The 13,061-nt window shown below is 29.8% G+C and carries 11 protein-coding genes; 4 read left to right on the top strand and 7 right to left on the bottom strand.

The genetic code is table 11. The features are described from left to right. Positions 1-52: 52 nt before the first annotated feature. From phnE (Q0V08_RS06855) to Q0V08_RS06830, 6 genes are all read right to left on the bottom strand, one after another. Positions 53-856 (bottom strand): phosphonate ABC transporter, permease protein PhnE, encoded by an 804-nt coding sequence (gene phnE, locus Q0V08_RS06855; RefSeq protein ID WP_297433284.1) that lies wholly within the window; start codon positions 854-856, stop codon positions 53-55. Next, positions 857-1,633 (bottom strand): phosphonate ABC transporter, permease protein PhnE, encoded by a 777-nt coding sequence (gene phnE, locus Q0V08_RS06850; RefSeq protein ID WP_297433282.1) that lies wholly within the window; start codon positions 1,631-1,633, stop codon positions 857-859. Further along, positions 1,608-2,357 (bottom strand): phosphonate ABC transporter ATP-binding protein, encoded by a 750-nt coding sequence (phnC, locus tag Q0V08_RS06845; protein WP_297433280.1) that lies wholly within the window; start codon positions 2,355-2,357, stop codon positions 1,608-1,610. Before phnC ends, phnE (Q0V08_RS06850) begins: the two co-directional genes overlap by 26 nt. 15 nt (positions 2,358-2,372) lie before the next feature. Next, a complete protein-coding gene (locus Q0V08_RS06840; RefSeq protein WP_297433278.1) occupies positions 2,373-3,293 on the bottom strand; it encodes a PhnD/SsuA/transferrin family substrate-binding protein in 921 nt (306 codons plus the stop codon). A 20-nt stretch (positions 3,294-3,313) separates the two neighbouring features. Next, on the bottom strand, positions 3,314-4,588 hold the full coding sequence (locus Q0V08_RS06835; protein WP_297433276.1) for a histidine-type phosphatase: 1,275 nt from the start codon (positions 4,586-4,588) through the stop codon (positions 3,314-3,316). Positions 4,589-4,755: 167 nt separating this feature from the next. Next, positions 4,756-6,186 carry an amino acid permease gene (locus tag Q0V08_RS06830; RefSeq protein WP_297433274.1) on the bottom strand — a complete coding sequence of 477 codons (1,431 nt, stop codon included), beginning with the start codon at positions 6,184-6,186 and terminating at the stop codon, positions 4,756-4,758. 231 nt (positions 6,187-6,417) lie between these two features. Here Q0V08_RS06830 and malX point away from each other — a divergent pair, with 231 nt between their 5' ends. The 4 genes from malX to Q0V08_RS06810 are packed head-to-tail and all read left to right on the top strand — an operon-like array spanning position 6,418 to position 11,623. Further along, positions 6,418-7,956, top strand: coding sequence for a maltose/glucose-specific PTS transporter subunit IIBC (gene malX / locus Q0V08_RS06825; RefSeq protein WP_297433272.1), 1,539 nt, complete (start codon positions 6,418-6,420; stop codon positions 7,954-7,956). 56 nt (positions 7,957-8,012) lie between these two features. After that, positions 8,013-9,167 (top strand): aminotransferase class I/II-fold pyridoxal phosphate-dependent enzyme, encoded by a 1,155-nt coding sequence (locus Q0V08_RS06820; protein WP_297433271.1) that lies wholly within the window; start codon positions 8,013-8,015, stop codon positions 9,165-9,167. A 27-nt stretch (positions 9,168-9,194) separates the two neighbouring features. Beyond that, positions 9,195-10,451 (top strand): helix-turn-helix domain-containing protein, encoded by a 1,257-nt coding sequence (locus Q0V08_RS06815; RefSeq protein WP_297433269.1) that lies wholly within the window; start codon positions 9,195-9,197, stop codon positions 10,449-10,451. 14 nt (positions 10,452-10,465) lie between these two features. Continuing rightward, on the top strand, positions 10,466-11,623 hold the full coding sequence (locus tag Q0V08_RS06810) for a M14 family zinc carboxypeptidase (protein ID WP_297433267.1): 1,158 nt from the start codon (positions 10,466-10,468) through the stop codon (positions 11,621-11,623). Here the strand turns inward: Q0V08_RS06810 and Q0V08_RS06805 are convergent. Beyond that, a partial coding sequence (locus tag Q0V08_RS06805) for a hypothetical protein (protein WP_297433266.1) occupies positions 11,620-13,061 on the bottom strand: 1,442 nt, incomplete at its 5' end. The genes Q0V08_RS06810 and Q0V08_RS06805 overlap by 4 nt on opposite strands.

Raw genomic sequence — 13,061 nt, 5'->3', positions numbered from 1 at the left:
GCATCAGGAAGTCCATTAGCAGATCCTGTTCCTAAAAAAATAGTTTTCATTTTTAACCTCTCTCTGTATAAGTTTTTAGTAGTGAACCTAAACGCTCTACAGAAACTGATATAATCATTAGAACAATTAAAGCAGTTCCAGCAGCGTTGAAATCATAAGATTTTATAAATTTAGAGATTATGTAACCTATTCCCCCAGCACCAACAACTCCTATAATAGATGATTGTGCCATATTAGATTCAAATCTCAGTGCAGTCCATCCAGTAATAACCCTTTTTATATTTGGAAGTATTGCAGCTTTCATAATATTTAACCAAGATGCTCCAGTAGCTTTAATGGCTAAAATACTTTCCTCTCCTAAATCTTCAATAGATTGAAAGTATGCTTTAGTAAGATATGCTACTGTGTGAACAGAAAGTCCTAGAATTCCAGAAAAAGGTCCAAGACCAACAGATGATACAAATATAACCGCCCATATTAGAGATGGAACGGCTCTAATAAAAGATATATATGATTTTATAGCTAAAGATAGTGGTTTCCAAGGAGCTGTATTAGATGCTGTTAAAAAAGCTAATGGAACAGAGAATATAACTCCCACTAAAGTTGCCATAAAAGCTATTTCAAAAGATTCCCAAACAGCGATTAAAACAAATTTGAAAACAGAGGTGTCTGGTTTTCCAAACTCTAAAAGAATATTTCCCAGTCTATTTAATCCCCTTATAACTCTTCCAAAATCTAAGTTTAGTTTAAAAAAAGATAGAACGAATAAAATAGAGATTCCTAGCATAATTTTATTTAAAAACTTATCATTTTTGTGATCTTTTATTTTAATTTTTCCAAAATAGTTTTTATTCATTTAAATAATCCTCTTTCTTAAAATATTAGAGATAATTTCAGTTACAATAGCACAAACTACAATTAAAAGAATTCCCATAGCTGCAGTATTGTATTTCATTAAACTTAAATTGTTACTTATATACATACCAATTCCTCCAGCACCAACTAATCCTATAACAGCAGAGGAACGGATGTTACTCTCTAAAGAGTAGATAGTCCAAGAGATAAATCCAGGAATAGCTTGTGGGATAGCACCAAATCTTATAACTTGAAGATGAGACATCCCTGTAGATTTTAAAGAGGTAAGTAGCTCTAAATCAACTTCATCGATAGTTTCATAATAAAAACGAGTCATATCTCCAATGTTTCCAACAGTTAAAGCTATTATTCCAGTTGTAATTCCCACACCAAAGGCAGGAACAAACATAAGGGCCCAGATTATATTTGGAATATTTCTTAAAACTGTAGCAAAGCTTTTAACTAAATCTCTAACTAGTTTAAAGTGCATAGTTTTTTCTGAGCACAGAAAACCTAAGAAAAAAGAGATAGCAGAGGAAAAAACTAATGAAACTATAGCTACACAAAATGTATCAAGTAGGGGTGTCATATAGTTATTATAACTTTTCCAGTTTACTGGAAGCATCTCTTCACTTATAAAAGCAACAGCAGATGGAAGTTCAATTAGAAAAGATAAAAAAGAAAAATCCAATCTATATGCTATTAAAAGATAGATTATAGAGATAACTCCTAAAGTAAAGATATCATTTTTATTAAACATTTTTACCGTATATTTCATTGATAATCTCCTCTGTTAGATTTTCAGGAGTGTTGTCAAAGACTATAACTCCATTTTTCATTCCAATAATTCTAGTGGCATAGTTTTTAGCAAATTCAACTTGATGAAGATTTACAATACAAGTTATATCATCTTCAAGACAGATATTTTTCAAAGTTTCCATTACAATTTCAGAGGATTTTGGATCTAAACTTGCAATGGGCTCATCAGCTAAAATCAATTTTGGATTTTGTGCAAGAGCTCTAGAGATACCAACTCTTTGCTTTTGTCCTCCACTTAACTCAGAGGCTTTTTTGTAACAATGCTCTTCAAGTCCTAATCTTTTAAGAATATTTAGAACCTTTGTTTTATCATTTTCTGAATATAGTTCAAAGAATCCTTTAAAGTCAGACATATATCCAAGTCTTCCGTGAAGTACATTTTGAACTACAGAGAGTCTTTCAATAAGATTGTAGTGTTGAAAAATCATTCCAATCTCTCTTCTCACTTTTCTTAGCTTTCCACCAGAAACTTTACAAATATCTTCACCATTAAATATAACGCTTCCACTACTAAGAGGGTTCATTGCATTAATAGATCTTAGAAGTGTGGATTTACCAGCTCCAGAAGAACCGATTATAGCTACAAACTCCCTTTTTTTAATAGTTAAATTTATGTTGTTTAGAGCTAAAAAGCTGTTGTTATAACTTTTAACTCCATCTTTTATAGTTATAATAGTGTTCATATATACCCCCTTAAATTAATCCTCTTTTATCTCTGTTAAATTAAGATTTTTCATAACCTGTCCAATTATTTTGAAGTTGTCCTTTGTAACTTTAATGTGTTGTTCACCATTTTTCTTACCATAAAAATTTTCCATAAAGAAAGCATCGTTATAGTTTAAGAAAAAGTTTTCTAACTTCTCTTTTAAATCTTGTGGCATACTCTCTTGTACTAACCAAAGATTATCTGGTATAACAGAACTTTTATATATAATTTTATGATTGTCCTCAGTGAAAAACTTTTTATTTTTTACATATGAGTTAGATGAGATAACTCCAATATCAGCATCTTTATCTAAAAGTGCTCTCACAGTATTTGTTGTAGAACCAGTTTCGTAAGGTTTAAACTTAATAGTGAAATCATTAGAATCCTTAATTATTCCACTTGTAATCAGGTCATTTACAGGCCACAGATATGTAGAGCCTGAAGATTGTTTTGTATAAGCAAAAGTATAGGGGCTTTTTAGATTTATTAAATCTTTTTCACTGAACTCATTTATATTTGTATCAGGTCTAGTTAAAAAATATGAAAACTTCCCCCAGTTTTCCAACTTTCCATCTTTAGCAAAAGAGATTAGTGGTTCAATTTGAGTTTTAGTAGCAGCCATAAAATATGGCATAGCTCCTGTGTAAGCTAAATCTGTTCTATTTTTTTTAGCTTTTAAAGATTCTGTTAAAGCCATATCAGATGATGGTTCAAACCATTCAACTTTCATTCCAACAGCATTTTCTAAATCTTTTAAAAACTTATCTTTTGCTACAACTTTAGATTCTAAATCTTCATCAATTCCAAAGGCGATAACAAGTTTTTTCTCTTTTACCTCCTCTTTTCCACACCCCGTTATAAAAAGTCCAGTACCAAGTAATCCTAATGTAAACAATCTATTTAAAATTTTCAAATCTATACCCTCCCAAATTTTTATTTTAATTTACTAGTGTAGAAGTTCTTAACATCATCCCATTTATAATATGGTTTCATAGTAGTTGCTATTGGTAGCTCAGCATCCTTTTCATTGTGCAAAATTTTAACTAAAACATCATTTTTATCATTTTTATAGAATATCCACTGAATATTAGTAGACATACCAGATATATCTCTTCCTAACCATTTCTCATAAACTTTTTCCATATTGTCCTCTTTTGCTGAGTAGCCATTGATATCTAGTAAAGTTATAAATGGAATAGTAGTTTCAGCATGGGCAAATCTTAAGTTAGCTGAGATATTTTGATTTTTTATAGCTTCATCACTTGTAACTATAAAATTTTCTAAAAGAGGTAAAGCGATATTTGTAGCAATATCCTCTCCGTTTTTCCCAGGTCCTTTTTCATAAAAATCACTTAAATTGTCAACCTCTTCATACCACTTTAATTGCTCTTCACTAAAAAAATCTCCAAAGCCTAAATTTTTTCCAATACTAGCTTGGATAATATATAGATCATAAAGATTTCTAACAGCATCAGTTGGATTTTTTAAAACAACTTTGCCTTTACTATCTTTTAATTTAAACTCACCATTTTCTAATTTTTTAATAAACTCTTTAGAGAAAAGTTGATTTAAAACTTCGTTGTTAAAGTTTTTACTTTTAGAGTATGTATTTAACTCTTTTTTCCAATTACCATTTTCAGAGAACTCCTCATATTCTGGAGAGAGATCAAAAAATCTTAAAAGTATATCTTTTTTACTATTTGTAGAAACTTTAAAATTTATATTTGGAGTGTACTCTCCAAGTTCTTCTAAAAAAGCATCTCTACTTTGCTGAGCTCTTTCAACATAAGTTGATGAAGCTATAACATCTTTTCCAAAAATATCTTTATTATTCTCATAAAATCTTTTAGCAATCTCTTTTTGCTCTTTAACACCAACATCAGTTAAAAGTCCATAGTTTCCTTTTTCAATCTCCATAAGTTGTGCTATAGAGTTTTTTAATTTTAATCCTTCAGGAGTAATAGCTTTTTCTTTTTCTGCAATAGATAGTAACTCATATAGAGAAACATCATATTTAGGAGAAGAAAGGTGTCTAGAACCGTGTCTTCCTAAATGGTTCACAAAGAATGGTTTATATCCATTAGGTGTAGGAGCAGTGGAAATCTCTTTAACGTTATATGGTTGTTTAGTACCTAAATAGTTAAAATCTGCTGAAAAAATTGAAGTTGTTAAAGTTGTAAAAAGTGCTAAAAGTTTAATGGTATTCACTTTTAAAAATCCTCCCCTTAAAAAGTTGTATAAATATTTGTTAAAATAATTATAGACTAATTGTGTTAAATGAAAATTAAAATGAAGTAAAAGAAATGTTATTTTATATACAAGAAAATAAAAAACACAAAGGTCTTTACAAAACCTCTGTGTTTTCTATGTTAAATCTATTTATTTGTTTTTCTAGCTATTTTAGGGAAGATAAGTCCAAGTCCAACTAGAACAATTGGTGTTAAAATGTTAAGAGTAATTTGGAAGAACCACTCAGAACTAAATGTTTCAATGTTTTTAGGGAAGATACCCATTAAACATGCAAATGCTGTAAATGCAAAACACCAGATTCCGATAGCTGTTGCAATCTTATCATTTTTAACAAACTTAAACCCTGAACTATCACTTAAAGCTTTATTCTTAATTAATCCTCTAAGTCCAATGTATGCTAAGAATACCCATAAGTATCTAAGTGGCATAACAATTGAGTTTAAATCAAGAAGCCAGTTATAAAGATTGTTCATATCTCCAATACCAAGTGCTGGAATTATAATTAGGATTCCAACAAGTACAGCAGTCAGTTTATATCCATTGATAGGTGCTCCATTTTCATTTGTCTTAGTAAATGCAGCTGGTATAAAGTTCTTATCCCCTTCTCCAATTAATATTTTAAGTGGAGCATCAATAGAGAACATAAGTGCTGATATTTGTGATAGAGTATTAGCTACAGCATATAAAACCATAAGTGCGTTTCCAACACCGTAGTATTCACCTAAAAGTTTAAATGCGTAGTATTGACCATTCATTTTTAAGTCAGCAGGAATATTTCCACTGTTAAACATGATTCCCATTGCAAATGAACCAAGTAGAGCTGACATACCAACCATAGCAGCAAGTGCTAACATCCCTTTAGGGAAGTTTGTATGAGGATTTTCAACGTCTTTAACGTATGGAGAGATTTTCTCGCATCCACCAACAGCAAATACTAACATAGATATAGTAGTAAAGTATGTAAAGTCAAACTTAGGCATAAATGTCGATAGTGACCAATCAGTTGTAGCAGGATTGATGCTCATAAGAGATGGTGCAGCAACTGTTAGTAAAATATATAAAATACCCATGAAGAACATAGATGTTCCAGCAAGAGCTCCTATTCTTTTTAAAGAGTTCATACCTTTAGATGATAACCAAAGGAAAAGTAGGAAGATTCCTAAAACGATACTCTGTAAAGCTAAAGGGTTAAAAGTTTTTATCATATCTCCATTTTGGAAGAAAACCCAACTTAAAGCAACTAATGCACTTTGAGGTTTTTGTGCTAAATAAGGGATGTGAACAACCCAATATGTCCAACCAGCAAGATAAGCTATCATAGGTCCATAAGTTGATCCTACCCAACTTGAAACTCCTCCAGCTTTGTGATCAAACACAGATCCCATCTCTCCTACCATAAGTGCATATGGTAAAAAGTAAAGAGAAAGAATTAATACCCAAGAAACTACAACTGTTAAACCTTGATTTGCGTAGTTGTTAACAACGTTACCAAATCCCCAAACAATTGTGAATCCCATCATGGCTAGCATACGCCAGTTTAATTTTTTCGATTCCATAAATCTAGTACTCCTTTTTTGTTAAATATTTCACTTTAATATGTACAATTGTACATTGAATTATACAATAAATCAAATATTTTTTTCTAATATGGTATAATGAAAAGTAATTTTCAAAACTAAAACTATTAATTTCTTTCAAAAAATTATGAAAAAGATTATGAATTGAACAAAAATGTTTTTATATGTACAATTTGGTATATAAAAAAAGTTTTAAGGGGAGAGTGTCAAATGACTACCAAAAATAGAATAAGTGCATGGGAGTTTTTCCAAAGCTTAGGGAAGACATTTATGTTGCCAGTAGCTTTACTTGCAGCAATGGGAATTTTACTTGGAATCGGAGCTGCCTTTACAGGTGGAACAACAATAGAGATGTTTCCATTTTTAGGAAATAGTTTCTTACAAGGTATATTTAACTTTATGATAAAGATAAGTTTAGTTGCCTTTTCATTTTTACCACTTATGTTTGCTGTGGCAATTCCATTGGGAATGGCAAGAGAGAACAAAGAGATAGCAGCATTTGCAGGACTTATGGGTTATATTGCAATGCAGCTTGGAACAAATTTCTACTTAAATGAAACAGGACTTTTAAAAGTTGTAGATACAAAGATGGTAATGGGAATCCAAAGTATCGATACAGGTGCTTTAGGAGCTTTAATTTGTGGAATTATAGTTTTCTTTATTCATGAAAAGTTTCAAAATATTGAGTTACCAGATGCTTTTTCTTTCTTTGGAGGAACAAGATTTGTAGCGATAGCAACAGTTTTAATAATGTCAGTTGTAGGACTTGCAGTACCAATGGTATGGCCTTTCTTTGCAGCTGGAATAAATAAAGTTGGAGCAGCAATTAGTGGAGCTGGACCATTTGGACCATTTCTGTTTGGAGCTGGAGAGAGATTACTTCTTCCATTTGGACTTCACCATATCTTAGTTGCAACAATTAGATTTACTGAAGCTGGAGGAACTTATGTAACTCAGGCAGGAGAAACAATTCACGGAGCACTAAATATATTCTATAACCAGTTTGCTCAAGGTGGACAATTTGTATCTCCAGAAGTAACAAAGTTCTTATCTCAGGGTAAGATGCCAACATTTATGTTTGGACTTGCAGGAGCAGCATTAGCAATATATAAATCAGCATACTTAGAGAATAGAAAAAAGATCAAGGGACTTTTAATATCAGCAGTTGTAGCATCAGCAGTTGGTGGAATAACTGAACCAATAGAGTTTATATTCCTATTTATCGCACCAGTTCTTTATGTGTTCCACGCAATTATGACTGGACTTGGATTTATGGTAATGGGACTTTTAAAAGTAGTTATTGGAAATACTGATGGAAACATAATAGATTTCTTAGTATTTGGAGTGTTCCAAGGATTCTGGACAAAGTGGTTCTACGTAATCCCTGTGGGAATTGTATGGTTTTTAATTTACTACTTCGTGTTTAAGTGGTATATTTTAAAGTATGATATTCCAACTCCAGGAAGAGACAACTCAGTTCAAGCACAAGAAGCTGTTGATAGTGGGGATATTGCTGGATATACAGCTAAAGTTATGTTAGAAGCTTTAGGTGGAAAAGAGAACATTGTAAGTTTAGATAACTGTATAACAAGACTTAGACTTGTAGTTAAAGATGCAAATAAAATAGATGTTGAAGCTGTTAAAGCAGCTGGAGCAGTAAATGTTGTAAAACTAAATGATACAAATGTACAGGTTATAATTGGACCAAAAGTTCAAGTATTAAAGAAACAGTTACAAAAGTTAATGTAATAAAATTCGGGGGGAAATAATCCCCCCTTTTATATAGGTAAATATTAGGAGGATATATGAATTTTGATGAGATTATAAATAGAAAAGGAACCTACTGTACTCAGTGGGATTATATAGAGGATAGATTTGGACCTGGAACAAAGGATTTAACTCCATTTTCTATATCTGATACAGATTTCAAATGTCCTCAAGAGATTTTAGATGCAGTGATTGAAAGAACAGCTCATGGAATTTTTGGATACTCACGTTGGAATCATGAAGATTATAAAGGTGCTATAAAAAACTGGTATAAAAATAGATATGCTACAGAGATAGATAGTGATTGGGTAGTGTATTCACCAAATGTAATCTATAGTATCTCTATGCTATTAGAGGAGTTAATTGGAAAAAATGGAAAAGTTATGACTCACACTCCAAGATACGATGGGTTCACAAAAATTTTAAAACCTTATGACCTTTTTGAAGTAACTTTAAAAGAGGATGAGAACGGAGAGTTTCATACAGATTTTGCAGTGATAGAGGATGGATTTAAAAGTGGAGTAAAAGCATTTTTACTTTGTAATCCTGAAAATCCAGTTGGAAAGGTTTGGAAATATGAGGAGTTAAAAAAGCTAATAGATTTATGTGAAAAGTATGATGTTATTCTAATTTCAGATGATATTCACATGGATATAGCTAGAAGAGAGGTAACTCCAGTATTAAAAATAGATACGAAAAGATGTTTAATTGTAAGTTCAGCATCAAAAACTTTTAATACACCAGCTTTTGGAGGTTCATATGCAATAATACCTCAAGATGATATTAGAGAAAAGTTTGTGACTCACTTAAAGGAGGTAGACTCACTATCATCTCCAACAATTTTTGGAGTATTATCAACAATGGTTGCATATAATAGTTGTGGATACTGGGTGGATGAGTTAAATAGTTATTTAACTAAAAACTGTGAATATGTAGAGAAAGAGTTAAACGGATTTCATGGAGTTAGAGCTTTAATACCTGAGGGAACATATCTTATGTGGATAGATCTGAAAGATTGTAATATAGATATGGAAAGATTTAAAAAATCACTTATTGAGGATGGAAAAGTGGCTATTATGTCTGGAGAGGCTTATGGTGACAAAGATAGAATTCGTTTAAATGTGGGATGTCCACTTTCAAAAGTAAAGATAGCAGTTGAAGGTATTAAAAGAGCTATTGAAAAAGTGAGATAAGAAAGTTATAATATCTTAGGTGATGATATGAGTTTAAAAAGAAAAGAGTTAGAAGTTTTAAAGCTAGTAAATGCTGGAAAAACAGTGGATGAGATTCTTTTTCAAATGGAAACAAGTGAGAGAAATCTAAGATATATAATTGATAATCTAAATTTTTATCTAAAAAAAATATTGGATAAATGGATAGAAAAAGATAGAAAAAAATTGCTAATTCATTTGAGTGAGAGTGAGTTAGATAGATTTTATAAAGAGGTTTATAAAAGTTACTATACATTGGAGCAGGAGGAAAGGGCAGAGTTTATACTTATGACCTTTCTTTTTGTAAAAGATGTGAGACTTAGTTTTATAGAGGAAAAGTTAGAGATAACAAGGGCTACTCTGAAAAAAGATATAGAGTTTTTAAATGAAAACTTGAAAAGATATAGTTTAAAGTTAGAATCTGAAAAAAATAGATTTTCTATTGTTGGAAATGAGAAAAAATTAAGACACTTAAAAGCTTTAAAGTATTTAGAGTATTGCAACTTAGAGATAACCCCTTTAGATTTAAACTATATTTTTCAAAATATAGATGATGAGATGTTAAAAGAGTTAGAAACAGTTATTCTAGATATTGGACGAAAATTTTCAGTGGAGTTCAAAGAGGACTTTGTAAAACTTATGAAAATATTTCTATATGTTTCTTTAGAAAGAGTGAAAGAGGGACATATTATAAATAGAAAAGCTAATTATGAGTTTTTAGTTAATACCTCTCACTATGAAATTGCAAAAGATAGTTTAGGAAAATATTTAGATACTGATCTAAGTTATGAGTTAGTTCATATAACAGAGTATTTTATTAGTGGTGGAGTGACTGAAAATATAGAGGAGTTAAAAGAGAGTGTTGAAAAATATCTGCTTGGATTAACGACGTTACTAGAAAAAACTTTTAGTGCTTCATTAGATTATAAAGAGCTACATTCAAAACTTTTAGGTTATTTAATCCCAGCTATATATAGATTAAGAAATAATTTTAGTATAAAAGAGTTTGGAGAGAGAGATGAGTTTTTTAGTTTAGTAGAAAGCTACTCTAAAGATGAAAAATATCTTCCTGAAAAACTAACTGAAAATGAGATTTTTCATATAGCTAAAGAGATCAGAACATATATGGAAAATGAGAAGAATAGAGTGATAAGTTTAAAAACACTTTTAAAAGTTATAGAGAAAAATAGTGAAAGCATAGATAAAGAAAAGTTAATAGAGGATTTAATGGCACAGTACGGTAGATTAATAAAAATAGACATTTAAAAATGGAGGTTTTTATGAAAAAGACTGTGGTTCTACAAAGTGTATGTATTTTTTTTATATCTATTACCTCAATAATAGCTTTTCCTGGAAAGAGTTATAAAGAGCCAGCATCTATAAAAAGTTTTTTTCCAGATACCACTCCTATGGTTAAAACACCAGCTACTTTGAAAAATAGATCTGAGTTTACAACTCAAAAAGAGATGTTAGATTATTTAGGAGCTATACATACAACAAATAAAAATACAACAGTTGATTTATTAGGACCTACAGTTAAAGGGAACTATCTGCCAATTATTATGTTTTCAAAAGAAAAAAAAGATAAACCTAGAGCTTTATTAATAGCACAACAACATGGTGACGAACCTATGGGATGTGATGTTCTTTTAGGAACTGTAAAACGAATAACTCATGGTGATTTAAATTATCTTTTAGAAAAAATAGATATAGTGATAATGCCAAGAGTTAATCCAGATGGAGCTAAAAATTTTACTAGAACCTCTAGTAGAAAACTCGATATAAATGATGATCATGTGGAGTTACAAACAATTGAAGCTAATATAATAAGGGAAGTATATGATAAGATTCAACCTGAAGTTTTTATAGATATACATGAGTATATTGCTGATGAAAAATCATACTCAGGAATTTTAAAAGATGGAGCACTTCCTTATTATGATATTTTAGGACTAAATACAACAAATATAAACTATCCTCAAGAGTTAAAAAATTATTCTACAGATACTTTGGGAAAAGTAAAGGCGGGATTAGAAAAAAATAGTATGTCGTTTGACTACTACTACAATCCTTTTATGAAACCTAGAAATGGAAAACCTTTAGTTTTATATGAAGCAACTTCATCTTTAAATACAGCTAGAAATTTTTATGGTATACAGGGAAGTTTAAGTTATCTTTTAGAGCTAAGAGGGCGAGGTATTGGTTTTGAAAATATAAATAGAAGATTAAATAGTGGATTAATTGGAGTAGAGGTTATTTTAAAAGATTTTTATGAGAACAGTGAAAAAATAAAAATTCTTGTAAAAAGGAATAGAGATATTTCAAAGCTTTTAAAAAATACCACTCAAGTGAAAGAGGAGAGTAAAAGTTATCCTCTGATAAATATAAAAAAAGGGACTCTTGAAGAGATCCCTATTATATATATAAAAAGTAATTAAATTGGAAGTGTAAGATACTTAACTTCTAAATTACCAAGAGAGTTTTTAAGAACACCTTCAAAAACTCCAACACATTGAATATTATTAAGTTTAATAAAATCATTAAATAGATTTACATTTATAAAGTTAGTTATAGTTATATTGTTATCAACTTCAATTTTATCTTTTAGTTGCTCTAAAAGATACTTTGGAATTGAACTGTATACTATAACTAATTTTTTTTCGTCCTCTTTTTTATTTGTAGAGTTAACATAAAGATACAACGACACTACATCTGTAAAAGAGATATTCCAATAAACCTTTCGTAATTCTTTAAAAAGCTTTATACATTTTTCCACTGTTAAACTATCTAAATTTAGATTCAAAAAAGACATTTCAAAAATAGGTAAGTAGTGTTTTTGCTTACTGCAAAAGGAAGTTCTAGATAAGAATCTATCTATAAACAGGTCTCTTTTTAAATCCAAGTTTAAATTGTTTTTTAAAATTTTTTTAAATACAATAAAGTGATCCTTAATAAAAACCGTTTCCTCTGGGAAAAGTCCTTTACAGATTTTTAAAATATTTATTAGAAAGCGAATATCTTCAAATGAGATTTCTCCTAAAAGAGAGTTTTGAAAAAAATTAAAAATACTATTTAATGATTTAGGATTAAAAATATTTTCAAAGTATATTTTAAAATCATCTAAAGTATTAAGATTATTTTTTATTTGATTTTCAAAAGTTGTATCATCATCTAAGAATTTGAAGCTTATATAGAAACTTTTTAAAAGTTCTCTATTGTAAAAAAAAGAATCACAATTGGCAATAGTTATAAATTGTTCTATTTGCTTTTGTAAAATATCGTCTATTTCAGAATTATGAAAAATATGAGAAAAAGATTGAGAAAAAAGATTGGGGAGATAGTTTTCTTCAACTAAATATTTATATATATATGTACATAGAGCACGCTTTATATCTATAAAATCCCCTTCTAAAAAAATACCTTTTCCTGGAATACTCATAATATCTAAAGAATAGATTTCAATATTATTTTTGACAACTAAAAGATCATCATTCAGTGTTCTTCTAGAAACTCCAAGAGTATTAGATAAAAGTTGAAGATTTAAAGAACTTTTTAAAAGTAGATGAAGTGTAAGAAAAAAAATCCTATCTTCCTTCGAAATGTTTTGTTCTTTTTTTAGATTGAAAAAACAACTTTTTTGACTTAAAACTATCTTTATTATATCATCTGTTTTTGTAGAGCTTTTTCTATTAGGGACTATCTTTTGTATTTCTTTTAAATAAGAACAGATATTTGCTCTATTCATATCTAAAAAAAGCTCACAGAATTCTAGATTTTCACCCTGAGTAAACTCTAGTAACTTAAACAGTCTTAAATGTTTTGTATTAATACTTATTGTCATAAACCCATCCCCTTTTGTAAATGTTACAAATCCAA

Origin of the sequence: uncultured Cetobacterium sp. (assembly GCF_947038635.1) — a bacterium.
GTDB lineage: Bacteria > Fusobacteriota > Fusobacteriia > Fusobacteriales > Fusobacteriaceae > Cetobacterium_A.
This window is presented reverse-complemented; position numbering and strand designations above follow the sequence as displayed.

Bases quoted from the DNA above. Each gene is read 5' to 3' on its own strand.
- Q0V08_RS06815 (WP_297433269.1), top strand. From the start codon at position 9,195: ATGAGTTTAAAAAGAAAAGAGTTAGAAGTTTTAAAGCTAGTAAATGCT.
- malX (WP_297433272.1), top strand. From the start codon at position 6,418: ATGACTACCAAAAATAGAATAAGTGCATGGGAGTTTTTCCAAAGCTTA.
- Q0V08_RS06830 (WP_297433274.1), bottom strand. From the start codon at position 6,186: ATGGAATCGAAAAAATTAAACTGGCGTATGCTAGCCATGATGGGATTC.
- Q0V08_RS06820 (WP_297433271.1), top strand. From the start codon at position 8,013: ATGAATTTTGATGAGATTATAAATAGAAAAGGAACCTACTGTACTCAG.
- phnE (WP_297433282.1), bottom strand. From the start codon at position 1,633: ATGAAATATACGGTAAAAATGTTTAATAAAAATGATATCTTTACTTTA.
- phnC (WP_297433280.1), bottom strand. From the start codon at position 2,357: ATGAACACTATTATAACTATAAAAGATGGAGTTAAAAGTTATAACAAC.
- Q0V08_RS06810 (WP_297433267.1), top strand. From the start codon at position 10,466: ATGAAAAAGACTGTGGTTCTACAAAGTGTATGTATTTTTTTTATATCT.
- phnE (WP_297433284.1), bottom strand. From the start codon at position 856: ATGAATAAAAACTATTTTGGAAAAATTAAAATAAAAGATCACAAAAAT.